Origin of the sequence: Bacillus sp. PS108 (genome assembly GCF_037963335.1) — a bacterium.
Lineage (GTDB): Bacteria > Bacillota > Bacilli > Bacillales > Bacillaceae > Bacillus > Bacillus subtilis.
This window is the reverse complement of record NZ_CP150155.1, coordinates 1,133,521-1,151,378: the sequence shown is the minus strand read 5'-3', so window position 1 is coordinate 1,151,378 and position 17,858 is coordinate 1,133,521. Positions and strand designations below refer to the sequence as shown.

Annotated in this window: 22 protein-coding genes, 1 pseudogene and 1 riboswitch; of the genes and pseudogenes, 10 read left to right on the top strand and 13 right to left on the bottom strand. The window is 45.0% G+C overall.

Annotated features, from left to right (window positions below):
* Window position 1 precedes the first annotated feature (1 nt).
* The 6 genes from argC to NSQ16_RS05900 form a co-directional block, all read right to left on the bottom strand.
* Entirely contained in the window at window positions 2-1,039 is a 1,038-nt protein-coding gene (gene argC, locus NSQ16_RS05925) for an N-acetyl-gamma-glutamyl-phosphate reductase (RefSeq protein WP_003232991.1), read from the bottom strand.
* Between the two features lie 206 nt (window positions 1,040-1,245).
* On the bottom strand, window positions 1,246-1,785 hold the full coding sequence (locus NSQ16_RS05920; RefSeq protein WP_003232993.1) for an MFS transporter: 540 nt from the start codon (window positions 1,783-1,785) through the stop codon (window positions 1,246-1,248).
* Window positions 1,785-3,215 carry an FAD-binding oxidoreductase gene (locus NSQ16_RS05915; protein ID WP_003232994.1) on the bottom strand — a complete coding sequence of 477 codons (1,431 nt, stop codon included), beginning with the start codon at window positions 3,213-3,215 and terminating at the stop codon, window positions 1,785-1,787. Before NSQ16_RS05915 ends, NSQ16_RS05920 begins: the two co-directional genes overlap by 1 nt.
* Window positions 3,216-3,275: 60 nt before the next feature.
* A complete protein-coding gene (locus NSQ16_RS05910) occupies window positions 3,276-3,446 on the bottom strand; it encodes a YqaE/Pmp3 family membrane protein (RefSeq protein WP_003232996.1) in 171 nt (56 codons plus the stop codon).
* 64 nt (window positions 3,447-3,510) lie between these two features.
* Window positions 3,511-3,819 carry a metal-sulfur cluster assembly factor gene (locus NSQ16_RS05905; RefSeq protein WP_003232998.1) on the bottom strand — a complete coding sequence of 103 codons (309 nt, stop codon included), beginning with the start codon at window positions 3,817-3,819 and terminating at the stop codon, window positions 3,511-3,513.
* Window positions 3,820-3,882: 63 nt separating this feature from the next.
* Window positions 3,883-4,650: a prolyl oligopeptidase family serine peptidase gene (locus NSQ16_RS05900; protein ID WP_038427598.1), complete on the bottom strand. Its 768-nt coding sequence runs from the start codon at window positions 4,648-4,650 to the stop codon at window positions 3,883-3,885.
* A gap of 120 nt (window positions 4,651-4,770) precedes the next feature.
* Between NSQ16_RS05900 and yitU the strand changes: the two genes are divergently transcribed.
* The 3 genes from yitU (at window position 4,771) to NSQ16_RS05885 (ending at window position 6,037) form a co-directional block, all read left to right on the top strand.
* A complete protein-coding gene (gene yitU / locus NSQ16_RS05895) occupies window positions 4,771-5,583 on the top strand; it encodes a 5-amino-6-(5-phospho-D-ribitylamino)uracil phosphatase YitU (protein WP_014476412.1) in 813 nt (270 codons plus the stop codon).
* 103 nt (window positions 5,584-5,686) lie between these two features.
* Entirely contained in the window at window positions 5,687-5,839 is a 153-nt protein-coding gene (locus tag NSQ16_RS05890; protein ID WP_017695668.1) for a hypothetical protein, read from the top strand.
* A complete protein-coding gene (locus NSQ16_RS05885; RefSeq protein WP_003245613.1) occupies window positions 5,840-6,037 on the top strand; it encodes a DUF3813 domain-containing protein in 198 nt (65 codons plus the stop codon).
* A 30-nt stretch (window positions 6,038-6,067) separates the two neighbouring features.
* Here NSQ16_RS05885 and NSQ16_RS05880 read toward each other — a convergent pair whose 3' ends face one another.
* Both NSQ16_RS05880 and NSQ16_RS05875 read right to left on the bottom strand, forming a co-directional pair.
* Window positions 6,068-6,523 carry a BsuPI-related putative proteinase inhibitor gene (locus tag NSQ16_RS05880; protein WP_014479419.1) on the bottom strand — a complete coding sequence of 152 codons (456 nt, stop codon included), beginning with the start codon at window positions 6,521-6,523 and terminating at the stop codon, window positions 6,068-6,070.
* An 18-nt stretch (window positions 6,524-6,541) separates the two neighbouring features.
* On the bottom strand, window positions 6,542-7,384 hold the full coding sequence (locus NSQ16_RS05875; RefSeq protein ID WP_003245017.1) for a YitT family protein: 843 nt from the start codon (window positions 7,382-7,384) through the stop codon (window positions 6,542-6,544).
* Between the two features lie 137 nt (window positions 7,385-7,521).
* Between NSQ16_RS05875 and NSQ16_RS05870 the strand changes: the two genes are divergently transcribed.
* Window positions 7,522-8,373, top strand: coding sequence for a DegV family protein (locus tag NSQ16_RS05870; RefSeq protein WP_003245785.1), 852 nt, complete (start codon window positions 7,522-7,524; stop codon window positions 8,371-8,373).
* A 46-nt stretch (window positions 8,374-8,419) separates the two neighbouring features.
* On the opposite strand, the gene nprB is transcribed toward NSQ16_RS05870, so the two are convergent.
* The 4 genes from nprB to NSQ16_RS05850 form a co-directional block, all read right to left on the bottom strand.
* A complete protein-coding gene (gene nprB / locus NSQ16_RS05865; protein WP_048654862.1) occupies window positions 8,420-10,036 on the bottom strand; it encodes a neutral protease NprB in 1,617 nt (538 codons plus the stop codon).
* A gap of 134 nt (window positions 10,037-10,170) precedes the next feature.
* A complete protein-coding gene (locus NSQ16_RS05860; protein ID WP_048654861.1) occupies window positions 10,171-10,464 on the bottom strand; it encodes a DUF3784 domain-containing protein in 294 nt (97 codons plus the stop codon).
* Window positions 10,465-10,483: 19 nt separating this feature from the next.
* Window positions 10,484-11,071, bottom strand: coding sequence for a hypothetical protein (locus NSQ16_RS05855; RefSeq protein ID WP_048654860.1), 588 nt, complete (start codon window positions 11,069-11,071; stop codon window positions 10,484-10,486).
* Window positions 11,068-11,415, bottom strand: a complete 348-nt coding sequence (locus NSQ16_RS05850) for a PadR family transcriptional regulator (protein ID WP_003245674.1) — start codon at window positions 11,413-11,415, stop codon at window positions 11,068-11,070. The genes NSQ16_RS05855 and NSQ16_RS05850 overlap by 4 nt, the downstream gene beginning before the upstream one ends.
* A gap of 177 nt (window positions 11,416-11,592) precedes the next feature.
* Here NSQ16_RS05850 and NSQ16_RS05845 point away from each other — a divergent pair, with 177 nt between their 5' ends.
* From NSQ16_RS05845 to NSQ16_RS05835, 3 genes are read left to right on the top strand one after another with little or no spacing between them, the layout of a single operon-like run.
* Window positions 11,593-12,129: an SdpA family antimicrobial peptide system protein gene (locus tag NSQ16_RS05845; protein ID WP_041850995.1), complete on the top strand. Its 537-nt coding sequence runs from the start codon at window positions 11,593-11,595 to the stop codon at window positions 12,127-12,129.
* Window positions 12,114-13,043 (top strand): sporulation-delaying protein SdpB family protein, encoded by a 930-nt coding sequence (locus tag NSQ16_RS05840; protein WP_032730460.1) that lies wholly within the window; start codon window positions 12,114-12,116, stop codon window positions 13,041-13,043. The genes NSQ16_RS05845 and NSQ16_RS05840 overlap by 16 nt, the downstream gene beginning before the upstream one ends.
* Complete coding sequence (locus NSQ16_RS05835) at window positions 13,040-13,624, top strand: sporulation delaying protein family toxin (RefSeq protein ID WP_003244950.1); 585 nt, start codon at window positions 13,040-13,042, stop codon at window positions 13,622-13,624. The genes NSQ16_RS05840 and NSQ16_RS05835 overlap by 4 nt, the downstream gene beginning before the upstream one ends.
* Before the next feature lie 52 nt (window positions 13,625-13,676).
* Here the strand turns inward: NSQ16_RS05835 and NSQ16_RS05830 are convergent.
* Window positions 13,677-14,574: pseudogene (locus NSQ16_RS05830) on the bottom strand (S1 RNA-binding domain-containing protein).
* Window positions 14,575-14,672: 98 nt separating this feature from the next.
* Here NSQ16_RS05830 and NSQ16_RS05825 point away from each other — a divergent pair.
* From NSQ16_RS05825 to NSQ16_RS05815, 3 genes are all read left to right on the top strand, one after another.
* Window positions 14,673-15,164, top strand: a complete 492-nt coding sequence (locus tag NSQ16_RS05825) for a YajQ family cyclic di-GMP-binding protein (RefSeq protein ID WP_014479415.1) — start codon at window positions 14,673-14,675, stop codon at window positions 15,162-15,164.
* A 106-nt stretch (window positions 15,165-15,270) separates the two neighbouring features.
* Window positions 15,271-15,388: riboswitch (SAM riboswitch) on the top strand.
* 89 nt (window positions 15,389-15,477) lie between these two features.
* Entirely contained in the window at window positions 15,478-17,316 is a 1,839-nt protein-coding gene (locus tag NSQ16_RS05820) for a bifunctional homocysteine S-methyltransferase/methylenetetrahydrofolate reductase (protein ID WP_029726278.1), read from the top strand.
* Between the two features lie 90 nt (window positions 17,317-17,406).
* Complete coding sequence (locus NSQ16_RS05815) at window positions 17,407-17,856, top strand: GNAT family N-acetyltransferase (RefSeq protein ID WP_029726279.1); 450 nt, start codon at window positions 17,407-17,409, stop codon at window positions 17,854-17,856.
* Window positions 17,857-17,858: the final 2 nt, after the last annotated feature.

Genomic DNA, 17,858 nt, shown 5'->3' with positions numbered 1-17,858 from the left:
TCTATGGATAAATTGGCGTGATGGTGAGTCCAGTTTCTTCATTCCAGCCATTCATCAAATTAAAGTTTTGCACTGCCTGACCGGCGGCACCCTTCATTAAATTATCGATTACCGAGACGATCGTGACTCTGTTCGTTCTCTCATCGAGGGTCACGGCGATATCACAGAAATTGCTGCCGTACACTTCTTTCGTTTGCGGGTACTGACCTTTTGGCCTCACTCTCACAAAATATGAATCTTGGTAAAATTCCGAATATAAATCATGCAGGTCATCTGCGGTTAGGTCACAGGTTAATCTGGTATACATCGTCGCCATGATGCCCCTTGTCATCGGAACCAAGTGAGCCGAAAATGTAATGGGCCCGAGACCTGGCTGCCATTCATTCAGCGCCTGCTCAATTTCCGGCGTGTGCTGATGTTCATTGACTTTATAAATTTTAAAATTGTCGTTCAGCTCAGAAAAATGAGTTCCCATGGATGCTTTTCTTCCCGCTCCGGAAACACCGGTCTTCGCGTCAACGATAACGAAAGATTCATCGAGCAGTTTCTTTTGAGCCAATGGCGCGAGGCCAAGCAAAACAGCTGTTGGAAAACAGCCTGGATTGGCAATGAGTTTCGCCTGTTGAATTTGCAGTTGATTCAGTTCTGCCAGACCGTATACCGCCTCTTGAATCACCGCCTTCGGTGCCGCTGTCCGTTTATACCATTTTTCATATTCAGCCGGTTCTTTTATCCTCAGATCACCTGACAGATCAATAACCGGAATTCCCGCGTCTGCCAGCTTTGGAGTCAATTCACTTGATACTCCGGGCGGCGCAGCGAGAAACATGATATCTATTTCGTGTTTGATCGTATTCATATCAATCGGCTTCAGCTGCTGATCCGCTAAGCCGGTAAGATGAGGATAACCCTCGCTATAGACATTCCCTTCTCCGCTGGATGAATAAAGTATGCATTCCTCTGCATGAGGATGATGCGAAAGAATCCTGACAAGTTCGGTGCCTCCATATCCTGTAGCACCTACAATTCCTATTTTCAAAACAAGTTCACCCTCTTGGTCTTTGTGAAATTATTTAACATTATAACATGAATAAAAATTAATTCAATCGTATATTTAATATTTTTATTCATTTATAAATTTTCTGTTCAATGGGAATTCCGCTCAAAAAAAATCAGCACGACTCCAGCACAAAAACGTTGATGCGGTGCCGCATTTCAGCCGCATAAAAAAACAGGCTGACCGCGTCAGCCTGTTTTCATCATCATCAATCCACTCAAAAAATATAGAATAGAGCTTGCATAAAAAATCATTTGCACTGTGAAAAAGTCAGCGAGAAAGCCCCCGAGCATAATGGCTGCTGCTGAAAAGACAGCTGTCCAAAAATGGTAATTCCCGATCTTCTTTCCACGCTCTCCACTGTCTGTAAAATTAGCGATCAGCACTTTTTCTCCATGCTTTTGCATCGCTCCAAAGAGCCCTAACAGCACTTGGACGATATACACTTGAACGACGCTTCCGATATGCGGGACATATAAAAGCAGAACAGCCATCCCCCACGAGTTCAGAAGCAGAAAATAACGGCTGTCAAACCTTTCAGACAGCCGTCCGAGGAGCGGGTAAATAAGCGCTCCGCTCAACCCGAACAATCCGTAGGAAAAACCGAACTGTGTGTAGCTTGAGCCGATATTTTTCACAAACAGAATATAAAACGGAAAGATTAAGCTGCTTGCGAAAAACACGCTGCTTTGTGATAATGTCAGCCATTTTAATTTGTTTTTCCCCATTATTTATACCTCTGATAAAAGTAATTCATAAAGCGCTCATCCGGGTCATAGGTTCGTTTTTTCTGAAAAAACGCTTCACTTTTCGGATATGCCTGTCTCATTTGCGCTTTTGTCTGGTAGGTCATATAAGGCAGATAATAGCTGCCGCCGTGCTTGATGGCAACGTCTGTCATGCGCCTGATGATTCGGGCGGTATCTGCCTGGTCTTCTTTTGAAAAGCCCTCGTTTATTAATAGTACGAGCGAAAACATATCGTCCTTCGCATAGGAAAGGTCGGCCTTTTCATTTTTCTGCACGTAGCGGATCGTAATGTTCAGCAGGTTCAGATCTTCGTCCGACAGCGTTTGTCTCAGGTCATCAATATAGGACCCATACTCCTTCACGGGCACAAAGTATTCTTGCAAAACATCTGTGTTGTCATTGTTTTCATACTCAAGAAACTTTGATTCGGACCGCATGACGTTATTGCGTGAAATCTCTGTGCCGTTCTGGCTCAGGAAATAGGATTGCTGTGTGTCCCACAGCCAATTCCTCCCCCATTCATACCGTCTTGACAAGCCGAGTGCAAACTTTGTGGCTCCCGTATACTCGTCTTCTTTAAGTTCGCTGTATGAGGACAGCTGATCCTGATGATTAGCCAATACGTAATTCGTGACATACATGTCTTTCAGAAATCCTTTTTTCGCTGTTGAAATTCGCGCCAGATGCATTCGGACATCTGGATTTCCTTTTACATGCTTTGAAAAATAGTCTGAGTATGTGCTGTAATTCATTTTTTCTGTCTTCATGACATACAGCTCATCATCTGTCAGCTCAAGCGTTACATCAAGAATCACGCCAAAAAGGCCGTACCCTCCGATGACCGCCGTAAACAAATCATCTTTTGGAGTGACAGTGATAATCATCCCGTCAGCTTTTAAAAGCCGGAATGATTTGACTGTATCAATTAGCGAGCCGTAGCGAATATCACGTCCGTGTGCATTTGCGCTGAGAGATCCGCCGATTGTAAAAATGTTTTGTGACTGCATGACTTTTACCGCGAGTCCGTATGGATTCACGTATTTCTGGATATCATTCCACGTTGCACCGCTTTGCACCCTGATGGTTTTCTTCTCTTGATCGAGTGACAGGATTTTGTTGTAGCCCGTCATGTCGAGAACGATGCCGTCCTCATAATATGTATGGCCGCCCATGGAGTGCTGGGCCCCGGCGATTGAAATTTTTATGTTTTTTCGATTTGCCTCTTTGACTGTGTCAATGAGCATTTCCTCTTCCTGCCCTTTCACTGTCTGCTTTATTTTTACAGGCATCAGGCGGCTGACATCCGTCATCTCGCTTGTGGCTGTTTTTTGCTCTGAGTTCACAGAGTACGCAAACAGGGCCGCATACGCGCCAGTACAAAGCGCGAATGCAAGCAATTTCTTTTTCATAGTGCTCTCCCTGCTGTTTTTATGACCATTATACCATGACTGCGTCCTCATTTTTCCAAATTATCTTCTTGCCCGTTTTTCGGCACGGCGGTCGGCGACGATAAAGCAGGCGTGAATCGCGCCCGGCAGCCAAAAGATACAGGTCAATATGAGATTCAGCAAGGCCTGAAACGGTTTTCCCGAAAACAAAACAGCAAGCGGCGGGCATAAAACTGCCAGCAGGTACATCATTTCCTTTCACTCCTTTCAGCTGTAAAAAAGGACAGCCTCACATGTCAGGCTGTCCTTTTTTGTTTTATTGAATGCCAAGCGCAATTTTTGCGTATCTGGACATTTTATCCCTAGTCCAAGGCGGATTCCATACAATGTGAACCTCTGTGTCTTTCACTTCAGGAAGGTCCGCTAATGCTTTTTTCACCTCATCCACGATAATCGGCGCTAAAGGGCATCCCATTGATGTTAGCGTCATGGTGATGTGCGTCAAGCCATCTTCATCCATATCAACGTCATATACCAAGCCGAGGTTCACGATATCAACGCCAAGCTCAGGATCGACAACCTGTTCCAGGGCGCCCATGATGTTTTCTTTTAATGCTTCTTCCACGTTCCCTCACTCCTTTTTTCTACAGTATAACGTAAATTCAGCTCTTGTTAATAACTTAGTGCTTTATAAGTACGTTTCAAACCATTCAATCGTTTTTAACACAGCTGCCCGCGGGACTTTATGGTCAGCGTTTTCATCTCCGATAAATTGCAGGCGTTCCGGCTGCTCGCTGTAATGGGATTTAATCGTGTCATAAAATTTCCGGGTCGGCGCGTAAGGCACAACTTTATCTTTTGCGCCGTGCCAAAATAAAAGCGGGCGCTGTTGCAGTTTCTCCGGCTGAAGGCTGAGATCCCGCAACTCGAGACGTTTCATCAGCTGCTGTACCTTCTCTTCCGGCACATCGATTTCAATGCCCTGAGATTGAATATGGTCAATCTGCTGCTGAAACAGCTCCACGTAATTGGGGCTTCCCATCAGGCTGACGCCGGCTTTTATCCAATCATATGCAGTCAAAGCGCCAAGCGTTGTGATGCCGCCCATTGACGTGCCTGCGAGACCGATGCGGTCGCCGTCTACCAGGCCTACTTTTTCAAAATGGTTTTTAAGCACGCCGATCTCTTCAATCTCGTTTAGGACGATGTCCCAAAAATGGCCCGCCAGCTCTTCGACAGCCATTTCTTCTCCCCGTTCCCCATGGTGCAGAGCCTCCGGCAGAACGGCTCTGAAGCCCTTCTCCGCAAGCAGGTAAGCAATATGAAGGTTGTGTTCCTTCGCGCTTGTAAAACCATGGATAAAGAATACGAGAGGAACAGCGCGGTGCCTGTTCTCTTCCTTTACAATATGTAAAAACGGAATACCGGAAACGGTTTGATTCTCAATTTGTATCACAATGTGCCCCTCCTTAGGATAACCATAATCATAAGTGTAACATGTAGACAATAAAGATGGTAAAAAGCTACACTGTAAGTAAGGCAAAACAAGCAAAATCTAAGGTTAAAGGAGCTTTTCATGGAGACAAAACCCTATTTAATCGCATTAGATTTAGATGGAACATTATTAAAGGATGATAAAACCATATCTGAAAACACCCTTCAGACGATACAGCGCCTAAAAGATGACGGGCATTATGTCTGCATCTCAACAGGCCGTCCGTATCGTTCAAGTTCCATGTACTACCAGCAGATGGAGCTGACAACGCCAATTGTCAATTTTAACGGAGCATTTGTCCATCATCCGCAAGACGACAGCTGGGGACGGTATCATACGTCACTGCCGCTTGATGTTGTCAAACAGCTCGTGGATATCAGCGAGAGCTACAACGTACATAACGTGCTTGCTGAAGTGATTGACGACGTATACTTTCATTACCATGATGAGCACCTGATAGATGCCTTTAACATGAACACAACAAATGTAACGGTCGGAGACTTGCGGGAAAATCTTGGTGAAGATGTGACTTCTGTACTCATACATGCAAAAGAAGAGGATGTGCCGGCAATACGCTCATATTTATCAGATGTGCATGCCGAGGTAATCGACCATAGAAGATGGGCTGCACCGTGGCATGTCATTGAAATTATCAAAAGCGGCATGAATAAAGCGGTCGGCCTTCAGAAAATCAGCGATTATTACGGCGTGCCGAGGGAGCGGATCATTGCTTTCGGGGATGAGGATAACGATTTGGAAATGCTTGAATTTGCAGGCTGCGGCGTTGCAATGGGAAATGGAATTGACGCGGTCAAGCAGATTGCCAACCGAACAACGGCTACAAATGAAGAGGACGGCGTTGCAAGGTTTTTGAAAGAATATTTCTCACTTTAAAGAAGGTCCGTATTAATTTTTCCCACTCATAAACCTTACTTTGCCCTACCATACTATTGAAGACGACTCATCTCGTCAAAGTATGGAAGGGGGCAGTCTCAAAATGGGTAAACGAAGCAAATCCAGAAGGTTTATTCAGCAGGGTAAAGACTCCATCGGGCTACACGCCGCAAGATTTCCATATCGGTCTACTTTAGAAGAAGCTCACCAGCATGCCGCGGCACGAGACTCGGCCGAAAGCCAGGTTGAATATTAAATGAGAAATGAACTGTTTCAGCAGGCAAAATCATTTGTTCAACAGGCGGTCATGGTGACAAACGGCTTTGAGGAAGGCGATCAGGAGCAAGCGATTCTGAGAGCCAAAAATGCTGTATCTTCTGCGTATGCCAATTCGACAGATGCGGAACGTCAACAGCTGCATCAATTTCAAAATCAGCTGGACAAACTCCAATAAAAAAAGGCTATGGCGACTCGCCATAGCCTCTTATTTGACTTCAAACTGCTGAACAGCCTGAACCTGCTTGAGATTTTCCGCCCTGCCCTTAAATGTCACCTTTACCTCATAGGTTCCGGGCTCCGGGACTTCCTTCCACACATCAGAGAAATCATATGTTTCTCCAGATTCAAGCGTCAGGTTTTGAAAAGCCTGCGTAAACATTTTGTCTTTCGAATAACGGTATCTTTCTTTGTGCTCAGAATCATACACGACAAGTTCAAATTTTTGCCCTGTGCTGAATTGAAACTCAATAGCACGTTCGCTTTGGTTCTTCAGCGACATGTTAAACTTGATTTGTTCAGGCTCCTGAATTGCGTCAATAGATAAAACAACCTCTTGATTCTCCATTCCGCCTGATACCTCCTTATCGGGTTCTGTCTGCTCATCTTTCCCGCAGCCTATCAAAAGCAGCACGGGGAGGAGCATCACAAGCAGCCGTTTCACGACTTCCACCTGCTTTCGTCAGTCTTTTCTAAAGAAACCAAAAATCCCTGTCGTTTGAACAATGTTCGTAAATGCTTTCGGATCAACTTCTTTGACGATCTTTTCTAAATCGTACAGTTCATACCTCGTGATGACGATAATCATCATTTCTTTCTGTTCGTTCGTAAAAGCTCCTTTTGCCGGAACAGTTGTGATGCCGCGCACCATTTTTCCGTAAATGGCTTCCTTGATTTCGTCCGCCTTTTTCGTCACGATCATTGCCGTGAGCTTCATGTGGCGAGTGTGAATGGCGTCGATCACCCTTGTTGTCACATACAGCGTAACCAGGGTATATAATGCTTTCTCCCAACCTTGCAATAATCCTGCCGTCAAGATGATAATCCCGTTCAGAATGAAGAAATACGTGCCGACGGGTTTATCCTTCCACTTTGCAAGCACCATGGCGACGATATCAAGCCCGCCTGTCGAAGCTCCGTATTTTAATGTTAAGCCGATACCGACTGCGGAAATGACGCCGCCGAACACCGCGTTCAGCAAAATGTCATGTGACAGGCTTGTTTCCGGCAGGATCCCCATAAACAGAGTAGTGAGTGCGACACTTAAAATGCTGTACACTGTAAACGATTTGCCGACCTTCAGCCATCCTAAAATACCGACCGGAATGTTTAAGAGGAACAAGAGCGTTCCCGTCGATATGTAAAAGGGGGCATATTGATCAACGACGCTTGATAAAAGCTGGGCAACACCTGTAAATCCGCTGGCATATACATCTGCAGGTATCAAAAATAAGTTCAGCCCGGCAGCATTGAGTAAAGCGCCGATGATGACGATGAGTAATTTTTTTGTTTGATCTAGTACCATGGCATGTTCCTCCGCTCTTTCTTCTTTATTATGTTTTCCCTTAAAACAAATATTTGAACACGATTTTGGCAAATTAATATGATATAGTTGGCTTAACTCTCATGATAACGAGCGATAACGGAAAGAAGGGAAGCAATATGACAGTTCATCTCATCGCTGACAGCGCCACTGATTTGCCTCGTTCTTATTTTGAAGAAAAAGGCATTGGCTTTATTCCGCTCAGGGTTTCTCTCGGCGATAAAGAATTCGAAGATGCAGTCACAATTCATGCGGATCAAATATTTGAAGCGATGCAAAATGGAGAAACGCCTAAGACGTCCCAAGCCTCACCGCAAACGATTAAAAATGTGTTTTTGCAATATGCCGAAACAGGTGATCCCGCTCTTTACATTGCCTTTTCCTCAGGTCTCTCCGGCACGTATCAGACAGCTGTAATGATCGCCAATGAAGTGAAGGAGGAATTCCCCGATTTCGATTTGCGGGTCATTGATTCCAAATGCGCTTCATTAGGATACGGTCTGGCTGTCCGGCATGCTGCCGATCTCTGTATCAACGGGAATACAATACAAGAAATTGAAACGTCTGTAAAGAACTTTTGCAGCCAGCTTGAACACATTTTTACCGTTGATGATTTAACATATCTCGCGAGGGGCGGCCGGATATCCAAAACGTCCGCTTTTGTCGGCGGCCTGTTGAATATTAAACCGCTGCTTCAGATGGAGGACGGCAAGCTTGTGCCTCTGGAAAAAATTCGCGGACAGAAGAAACTTTTCAAACGGATCATCGAGCTTATGAAAGAGCGCGGGGATGATTGGAGCAATCAAACCGTCGGGATCAGCTACGCCGCGAACAAAGAAAAAGCCACGGACATGAAACACCTGATTGAGGAAGCGTTCAAGCCGAAAGAAATCATTATGCATCCAATCAGTTCAGCAATCGGCTCGCATGCCGGTCCAGGAACATTGGCGATATTCTTTTTAAGAAAATGAGCAAACAAAAACAGTCAGACTCTGTGTCCTGACTGTTTTTGTTTGCTCATAGAATGCCGACAGCCTCATACGCCTTTTCGACTGAAGCTGATTGCTCCGAGCCTTCACCGTATAAATCATTGGCAGCTTCAATCGCCGCTTGCTTCATCATGCTGAAATCTGTAGATGCCGTTACATAATATGTTAAAGCCCGATAGTAAATTTGTTCACTTGCTTCACGCCCAATCCCTTCAACCTGTACACCGTGGTGCACGCCTCCTTCTGCAAGAAGATAAGCTGCTTTATTGTGAATGGACGAATTGATATGGACTCCGCCATAATCCTCTGTTCCTGTGTAGCGGTTCGAGTAATGATCTGGATTTCCCTGCTTAGATGGGTCCTCCAATGACCGCAATGAATCTCCTGCAATACCAGGAGTATAGACATCTTCGCCGATCTCCCAATCATCACGGTCAGCCATCGCGCCCATAATGTCAGAAATGGACTCATTTAATGCACCGGGTTCTCCTTGATATAAAAGACCGGCGGAATACTGTGTGACTGCGTGTGTGATTTCATGCGCGACAATGTCGAGCGATCCAGACAGCGGCTTAAATTTCGAACCGTCTCCATCCCCGTATACCATCTGGACACCGTTCCACGCAGCATTGTTCCATTGTTTTCCGACATGCACGGTAGACGTAATCCTTGCTCCGTTTTGATCAAAAGAATCACGGCCAAATGTCTTGCTGTAATAATCGTAAACGGCTTGCGCATTTGCGTGTGCGTCTACAGCCGCAGGTTCATTAAATACGGACGTGCCGCTGACTATTTCTTTGCCCGTATACCCGATCAGTTGAGACAAAAGCGTAAACAAGGTTTCGTTCAGGTTCTTCGCGTCAAATGTATTGATCCCTTCTCCCCTTGTTTCGTCAGCCAAATAAAAGCGCCCATTTTGTTCTGTGACGTCAAAGCTTTTTTCATCACCTGATACGCCGATTCCTGTACCTGCCGCTTCATGAATGGCATTAAAGGACTCAATGACCTTTCCGTTTTTGGCATCGATGAAATAATGCCAATAGCCAGGCTCAGGTTCAGATGTCGAGAGTCTCACAAGGTAGGCGAGATCATATTCACCGTCGTGTGGATAGATATATAATTCGCCTTTTGGTTCCCCATCAAGATATTCGATTTTTCCAATGGAAGCCTCGAGCTCACGCCTTGCTGTATGTATTGCTTTTTTCTCAGAAATAGACGGTGTGACGGAGACGTCCTTGATTTGCGGATGCACCTTTCCAAAGAAACTTTTCACTTGTTTGTTTTCCTTCATCGCGACCGCTTGTTCAAAGCCGTAAATCGGAATTCCTTTGTAAACCTCCGTTAATTTAAAAAACGTTTGTTTTGTCTTTGGATCCTTTATGGTTTTCGAAACGCGAAAATGGCTGTTCGCATTCCCTTTGAGCTTAAACTGCGTTTGATGCTTGTCAAGATAGGAAAATAGCGATTCTTTCTGGGTTGTGTTTTGTACCGGCTTCTGCGGTGACTTTTCGATGATGTATGAAGGGGTTTGATACGTATGGTCGTATTCGATGCTTTCTTCAGCTGAGGCATGTGTTACAAAAACCATTTGGGCCGCTGTGCATAAGCCGGCCAGTAATAGAGATGTCTTGGTCAAGTTGCGCAAAACACCACATCCTTCCTATTTTGGAATCTACCATTTTTCTTCATCCTATCAAAAATACAAAAACTTGTATGTGGTGCTTCGTTCTTATTTTCCCCCAAAAAAGGGCAGAGATATTTCGCTCTGCCCTTCTTTTTCTACTCTACTAATTTTTTATTGACATAAATAATAACCCCTGCGCCATATGCCAGTATAAGCGGTGGTATGAGCTGCTCCTGACCTTGAAATGAGATAAAACTATTCAGCAATATGAACAAACCGGAATTCAAGAAAAAGTAGCCTGCTATTCTGGCCAGCCGGTCTTTATCCCGTATACGCGCCTCGTTAAACCCAGCCAGCATCCAGGTTTGTTTTTTGATTCCGATAAAATAGGCAACCACAAAGAATAAAAGCGCGATAACAATTAATAGATAATTGATGCTGATTTCCATCTTACAGCCTCCTACAAAATTACTTGATGTTAAGAAAAAGAAAAAAAGCGGCGCAGCTTACTGCAATCAGCAGCAGGACGACAAGCGCATTGAGGAACGGGCTCAAAAGAAGCACCACTGCTAAAAACAGCAGATAAACCGCACCGACTCGCGAAATCTTGACAATCTCCTTTTGAGAGCGCATTTTGTTTTTTCTGACACCTGCAAACATCATCAATTTTTTCCGCTTCCATACATATCCGGCGAGCACCATTAAATAAACAGCCAGCGGCAGATGTCTGAAGTCGGACGGCAGCAGCGGCAGGGCGATAATCGTGACAATGAGAAGGACCGAAATCCAGCTTTTGCCCAATAAAGACCTCCTCCTTTTCGTCTCTCCCCCATCACCCATCATCAATTCGGCAAGCTCCTTCGGATGAGAAAATTCAGATTCAACAGCTTCCTGCAGTTCCTCTTCACTAAGGCCGGCTTTGATTCTGTCTTGAACGAAAGCGGTGATATGCCCCTTTAATTCGTCGATAGCGTTTTCTCTCTCTACATCAGGCATATTCGCCAGCTCTGCATTTAGTTCCTCCATGTATCGGTCAATGATAAGCTGTCCATTCATAGCAAATCCCCCGATAAAGACAGTAAGGCTTGATGGGTTTCCAGGTATTTCTCCAGCCGTTCTTTTAACATTTCTTCTCCTTTTTGCGTCATTTTGTAATACTTTCTTTTCGGGCCGTCCAGTGAATCTTCCCAAAAAAATTCGATCCATCCCTTCTCGGTCATACGTTTCAAAATCGGATAAATCGCTCCCTCTGAAATAGCCAGCGCCGAGGTGGTTTTTAAGGATGACGTCAGCTCATAACCGTACATCGGTTTAGAACGCAGAAGGGATAGGATGGCCAGCTCGAAAATCCCTTTTCGAAATTGAACAATCCAGCGGTCATTAACTTGATTCGTTTTCATGGTTTAAATATATCGAAAAAAATACTATATATCAATCACATATAGCAGTGTAAAATGTCCTGTTTTTTCTTTTAACAAAAATGGAATTTCTCATACTTTTTAACCTTTTTATTACATAAATGTTTTTATATTATGAAAAGTGTAAAAACGATTCTTCAGGTTAAAAGGAGCAGTCGAATGCAGAAATCGATATCATTTTTTGTCATTTTTTCAATCCTTTGGGGTTCGCTATTTCTGTTTTCTATTATTGGCAGCTTAGGGACAACCCCGATTCCGCTGACAAAGGACTCCAAATTTCTCATGTCCAGCATCCTCCCTCAGGGCTGGGGCTTTTTCAGCAAAAATCCGCGTGATACTGCAATCGGCTTATATGAGGCTGAAAATGCCAGCGCCAAGGTCAGATGGCCCAATATGAGGGCTGACAACCTATTCGGCCTGTATCGGTATGGGCGGTCACAAGGCGTTGAAATGGGCGTGATCTACAGCCAAGTCGACAAGGAACAGTGGACAGCATGTAAAGAAAAGGACCTCGGCGCATGCAAAAGCAAAGCCAAAACCGTGCAATTAAAAACACCCGCTCCCCGCCCGCTGCTTTGTGGCAGCTACTATTTGACGAAAGAGGATATTGTTCCTTGGAGCTATTCTAAATACACCCCTTCGTCTTATCAGGTAAAAAGCATAGTCAAGGTTGTGATCTCATGCTCGAAAACATAAAACAGACCATCACCAGATGGGACGAAAGAAACCCGTGGACAAATGTATACGGCCTCGCGCGAAGCATCATTGCGCTATCCAGCCTGCTGACGCTGCTCATCAATCACCCGAGCCTCATTATGAAGCCAGCCAGCGGGATCAGCAGCTATCCAGCTTGTAAAATGAATCTCAGTCTCTTTTGCCTCGGCGAAAATAACTATATGATGTTAAATCTTTTCAGGTGGGTCTGCATTGTCATTCTGGTGCTTGTTGTCATTGGCTGGCGCCCCAGAATCACCGGGGTTCTGCATTGGTATGTCAGTTACAGCCTGCAGTCATCGCTGATCGTCATCGACGGAGGCGAGCAGGCAGCAGCCGTCATGACCTTTTTACTGCTTCCCATCACGCTGACCGATCCGAGAAAATGGCATTGGAGTACGAGACCTATAGAGGGCAAAAGAACACTTGGAAAAATAACAGCTTTTATTTCTTATTTTGTGATCAGAATCCAAGTGGCGGTGCTTTATTTTCACTCTACCGTCGCTAAGCTGTCTCAGCAGGAATGGGTGGACGGAACGGCCGTCTATTATTTCGCCCAGGAAAAAACCATTGGCTTCAACGGCTTTTTTCAGGCGTTAACGAAGCCAATTGTAACAAGTCCGTTCGTGGTGATTCCGACATGGGGGACGCTGCTGGTTCAAATTGTCATCTTCGCGGCGCTGTTTGCGCCGAAGAAGCATTGGAGATTGATTTTGATCATCGCTGTTTTTATGCATGAGATTTTTGCAGTCATGCTAGGCCTTATCAGTTTTTCCATTATCATGGCCGGCATTTTGATATTGTATCTCACTCCTATCGATTCCACGATTCAATTTACATATATTCGCAGACTGTTGTGGAATAAAAAACACAAGAAGGGAGAGGTTTCAGTTTGAAGAAGGCGTTTCTAGTATTTTTGTCGGTTGTATTGGTGACGACTGTGTTTTTGGTGAAGCAGCAAGAAAGTGTGGCACAGGCAAAGCAGCTTGAGTATTCAGGTGAGGAAATTTTTAAAGGCTTTGTGTTTGCCCAAGGGGAAGTTGGCAAACAGCTTCCAGAGGTCTTTAATAAAGCGATGACAGACAAACTCAACACAAAACAGGCAAAGGCTTTTGCCAATCAGGTTGTCGCTGATATTAAAAAAGAGGATGCTGACTTTTTTGATAACCTGAAGAAAGCTGTTTACAGCAAAGATGCATTGAAAGTGGATGAACTGCTGAAAAAAGCAGGTCAAATCGTTGAAGAAAAAGTAGAAGCTGCAAAGGAAATCGCCGCTTCTAAGGATGATACATCCAGAGTTCAGGCCGAGCTTGTCAACACTGTTGATACCGCTAACTATTTCTATTATGTTTCTTATGTTGCTGCAGCAGGTGCCCTGATTCTGATCATTCTCGCCATTGATATTACGCCGATTGCGATTTCAGACAATGTGGATCGCGAAATGGCAATCAGAACACTGGTTGATGAATTAAACTAGACATAAAAAAACGGCTCGCTCCGCAGTCTGCTGCAGGCGAGCCGTTTTCATGCTATTTTTTCTCGTATGTCCATCCATTTTCCTGATACACTTTTCCGTTTTTCATCAAATGGCCCAGCGCGCGTTTAAAGGCGGCTTTGCTCATATTAAAACGTTCTCTGATATCGTCAGGCTGGCTTTTGTCACTGTACGGCATGGCACCGTTTCTCATTCTCATATACGTTAGAATGCACTCAGCATCAACTGACATTGCATCCTGTTTTCTCGGAAGCAGCGACAAGTTGACTGAACCGTCTTCTTTCACTTGAATCACCCGGCCTGTGACTCTTGAACCCAGTCTTGGCTCCTCTTTTCTTTCTGACGGGTGAATAAAACAGCGGATACCGTCATCCGTGATCACGAATGAACCCGATGCGATCAGCCTGTACACCGTACCTGTCAGCTCTTTATTCATCAGATCTTCTGAAGCGTCGGTAAACAGTTCGCTGATGATATCTTCCGGCGCTGGTTTCGCAAACATGCGCCCCCGGTTCGTCACCTTCAGCATACAGTAAAGTTTGTCCCCTTTTTGCGGCCAGACATCTTCGTACGGCGGCAAATGCTCAGTTGCGACTAGTGCGTCCTTCGATAAACCGACATCAACGAAAACGCCCATATCCTCCACTTTATCAACCACTTCAACCCAGCCATATTCATCCGCGCTGATGACCGGAATTTTCATCGTGGCCGCAAGCCTTTCCTGCTGGTCGACGTATATAAAGACTTCTACTTCGTCTCTGTCCTCGATATCCTCAGTCATTTCACTGTTATGTAAGAGAATCGTATCTTCCCCATCGGTTAAAAAGTAACCGAAGTCGGTTTGGTGATCTATACTCAAGGTTAATTGCTGCCCTGGTCTCATGCTATCGTCCTTCCTGTTCCGCTTATTCCTCTGCGGATTTTGTTAACATTTTTTCCAATCATCACAAATTGATTCTTTGTTCTGTTGGAAGTTTCTCTTTATTCTACTATAATCAACACATAAGTTAAATGTTATGGAGGTTTTCATATGGCTAAAGAAAGCTCATTTGATATTGTATCCAAGGTGGAATTGCCTGAAGTGCAAAACGCAATCCAAATTGCACTGAAGGAAATCAGTACCCGATATGACTTTAAAGGCAGCAAAAGCGACATTTCTTTAGATAAAGAGGAGCTCGTCCTCGTTTCCGATGACGAATTCAAATTAAGCCAGCTGAAAGATGTGCTGGTCAGCAAATTGATTAAACGAAACGTACCGACAAAAAACATTGAGTACGGCAAGGTTGAAAACGCGTCAGGCGGAACGGTACGCCAGCGTGCAAAGCTTGTTCAAGGCATTGACAAGGACAACGCAAAAAAAATCAATACGATCATCAAAAACTCCGGACTGAAAGTAAAGTCTCAGGTGCAGGATGATCAAGTGCGTGTCACCGGAAAAAACAAAGATGACCTGCAGCAGATTATCTCAGCTGTGCGGGGAGCAGATCTGCCAATTGACGTTCAATTTATAAATTTCAGATAAATTTTCTGATTCCTATTGATTATTGTCTTTATTTTCGGTAAATTTGGAGAAAGGGAAAAACGCCAGGTATCTTTTGGCACTTCCTGACACGAAAATTTCATATCCGTTCTTATCAAGAGAAGCAGAGGGACTGGCCCGACGAAGCTTCAGCAACCGGTGTAATGGCGATCAGCCATGACCAAGGTGCTAAATCCAGCAAGCTCGAACAGCTTGGAAGATAAGAAGAGACAAAATCACTGACAAAGTCTTCTTCTTAAGAGGACTTTTTTTATTTCTCTTTTTTCCTTGCTGATGTGAATAAAGGAGGCAGACAATGGGACTTTTAGAAGATTTGCAAAGACAGGTGTTAATCGGTGACGGCGCCATGGGGACGCTCCTCTACTCCTATGGCATTGACAGGTGTTTTGAGGAGCTCAATATTTCAAAGCCGGAGGAAATTCAGCGCATACATAAAGCGTACGTTGAAGCGGGAGCCAACATTATTCAAACGAATACGTACGGGGCCAACTATATTAAATTATCCAGACACGGGCTTGAGGATGACATCAAAAAAATGAATCAGGAGGCCGTAAAGATCGCGCGGGCTTCAGCAGGCGATGCATACGTGCTTGGAACGATGGGCGGCATACGCACATTTAATAAAAACGCGTACAGTCTTGACGAAATTAAGCGCAGCTTCCGCGAGCAGCTGTATCTGCTGCTGCATGAAGAGCCGGATGGCTTGCTGTTAGAAACATATTATGATTTGGAAGAAGCCCGTGAAGTGCTGAAAATCGCGCGCAAAGAGACTGATCTTCCGATAATGCTCAATGTCTCCATGCACGAGCAAGGCGTATTGCAGGACGGAACACCTCTTTCTGAAGCATTGCGATCGATTGCGGATCTCGGGGCTGATATCGTCGGCATTAACTGCCGGCTCGGGCCTTATCACATGATTGAAGCGCTTAGCGAAGTGCCAATTTTTGATGACGTATTCTTATCCGTTTATCCGAACAGCAGTCTTCCTTCGCTTGAAGAGGGACGGCTCGTCTATGAAACAGACGGCACGTATTTTCAAAACAGCGCGTCAGAATTCCGTAAGCAAGGTGCGCGGATTATCGGCGGCTGCTGCGGCACAACGCCGAATCACATCAGGGCGATGGCGGAAGCAGTTGGCGGACTGGCTCCGATTACGGAAAAAGAAGTCAAAACCCGGGCCAAAGAATTCATTTCTGTTCATCACGAGCGAACCGAGCCCGGCCTGGATGAGATCGCAGCGAAAAAACGCTCTATTATCGTAGAACTGGACCCGCCGAAAAAACTGAGCTTTGACAAATTTCTGTCCGCTGCTGCTGAATTAAAAGAAGCGGGAATCGATGCCCTGACACTCGCCGACAATTCTTTGGCGACCCCGCGGATCAGCAATGTTGCCTGCGGTGCCCTTGTCAAGCAGCAGCTCGATATGCGTTCCCTTGTCCATATTACGTGCCGTGACCGTAACATTATCGGCTTACAGTCACATTTAATGGGCCTTGATACGCTAGGGCTGAATGACGTGCTTGCTATTACAGGTGACCCTTCTAAAATCGGGGATTTTCCTGGTGCGACGTCTGTATATGATTTAACATCTTTTGATTTAATCAGGCTGATCAAACAATTCAATGAAGGTCTGTCTCTGTCTGGAAAACCGCTCGGCAAGAAAACGAATTTCTCAGTTGCCGCCGCATTTAATCCTAACGTCCGCCATCTGGATAAAGCGGTAAAACGGCTTGAGAAAAAAATAGATTGCGGCGCAGATTATTTTGTTTCTCAGCCTGTCTATTCCGAGCAGCAGCTTGTCGATATCCATAACGAAACAAAACATCTGAAGACGCCGATCTATATCGGCATCATGCCGCTGACAAGCAGCCGGAATGCCGAATTCATCCATAATGAAATTCCCGGCATTAAGCTGTCTGATACGATTCGCGAAAAAATGGCCCATGCCGGTGAAGATAAAGAAAAGCAAAAGGCGGAAGGCCTTGCAATTGCACGCTCCCTGCTGGATACGGCATGCGAGCTGTTTAACGGCATCTACTTGATAACGCCTTTCCTCAGATCTGACTTAACCGCTGAGCTCACTTCATATATTCAGCAAAAAGATGAGCAGCGCCAAAATATCTTTTTGCATTAATCCCTTAAAAGACTGTCTGATCCAATCGGGCGGTCTTTTTCAACGGGATTCGTGTTACGATATAGAAAAACAGTCATGAGGAGGAACATTATGCTCGAAGTCAAAACCATTTCCGCGGAAGATACATATGAAATTCGGCACCGCATTCTGCGTCCCCATCAATCCATTGAACAATGCAAATATGAAGAGGATCATGCAAAAGGCTCCTTTCATCTCGGCGCGTTTTTTGAAGGAAAGCTGATCAGCATCGCTTCTTTTTCCCCGCAAAATCAGCCATTAATAACAGAATCCCCAGCATATCGGCTGAGAGGCATGGCAACGCTTGAAGGATATCGTGATCAAAAAGGCGGGAGCACGCTGATCAAACACGCGGAAGAGAAACTGGCAAAGAACGGCGTTCAGGCAGTCTGGTGCAATGCCAGAAGCCATGTGAAAGGCTACTATTCAAAGCTTGGCTGGGAAGAACTCGGCGAACCGTTTGAGATTCCCGGCATAGGCACACATATCATCATGTATAAAAAACTCGAAACAAGCAGGTGATC

Excerpts from the sequence above, each read along its gene's own strand:
- NSQ16_RS05910 (WP_003232996.1), bottom strand. The coding sequence starts at position 3,446 with ATGATGTACCTGCTGGCAGTTTTATGCCCGCCGCTTGCTGTTTTGTTT.
- NSQ16_RS05875 (WP_003245017.1), bottom strand. The coding sequence starts at position 7,384 with ATGGTACTAGATCAAACAAAAAAATTACTCATCGTCATCATCGGCGCT.
- NSQ16_RS05860 (WP_048654861.1), bottom strand. The coding sequence starts at position 10,464 with ATGGAAATCAGCATCAATTATCTATTAATTGTTATCGCGCTTTTATTC.
- NSQ16_RS05840 (WP_032730460.1), top strand. The coding sequence starts at position 12,114 with ATGCTCGAAAACATAAAACAGACCATCACCAGATGGGACGAAAGAAAC.
- NSQ16_RS05915 (WP_003232994.1), bottom strand. The coding sequence starts at position 3,215 with ATGAAAAAGAAATTGCTTGCATTCGCGCTTTGTACTGGCGCGTATGCG.
- NSQ16_RS05820 (WP_029726278.1), top strand. The coding sequence starts at position 15,478 with ATGGGACTTTTAGAAGATTTGCAAAGACAGGTGTTAATCGGTGACGGC.
- NSQ16_RS05855 (WP_048654860.1), bottom strand. The coding sequence starts at position 11,071 with ATGAATGGACAGCTTATCATTGACCGATACATGGAGGAACTAAATGCA.
- NSQ16_RS05890 (WP_017695668.1), top strand. The coding sequence starts at position 5,687 with ATGGGTAAACGAAGCAAATCCAGAAGGTTTATTCAGCAGGGTAAAGAC.
- NSQ16_RS05815 (WP_029726279.1), top strand. The coding sequence starts at position 17,407 with ATGCTCGAAGTCAAAACCATTTCCGCGGAAGATACATATGAAATTCGG.
- NSQ16_RS05870 (WP_003245785.1), top strand. The coding sequence starts at position 7,522 with ATGACAGTTCATCTCATCGCTGACAGCGCCACTGATTTGCCTCGTTCT.
- NSQ16_RS05920 (WP_003232993.1), bottom strand. The coding sequence starts at position 1,785 with ATGGGGAAAAACAAATTAAAATGGCTGACATTATCACAAAGCAGCGTG.
- NSQ16_RS05845 (WP_041850995.1), top strand. The coding sequence starts at position 11,593 with ATGCAGAAATCGATATCATTTTTTGTCATTTTTTCAATCCTTTGGGGT.
- NSQ16_RS05850 (WP_003245674.1), bottom strand. The coding sequence starts at position 11,415 with ATGAAAACGAATCAAGTTAATGACCGCTGGATTGTTCAATTTCGAAAA.
- NSQ16_RS05825 (WP_014479415.1), top strand. The coding sequence starts at position 14,673 with ATGGCTAAAGAAAGCTCATTTGATATTGTATCCAAGGTGGAATTGCCT.
- yitU (WP_014476412.1), top strand. The coding sequence starts at position 4,771 with ATGGAGACAAAACCCTATTTAATCGCATTAGATTTAGATGGAACATTA.
- NSQ16_RS05885 (WP_003245613.1), top strand. The coding sequence starts at position 5,840 with ATGAGAAATGAACTGTTTCAGCAGGCAAAATCATTTGTTCAACAGGCG.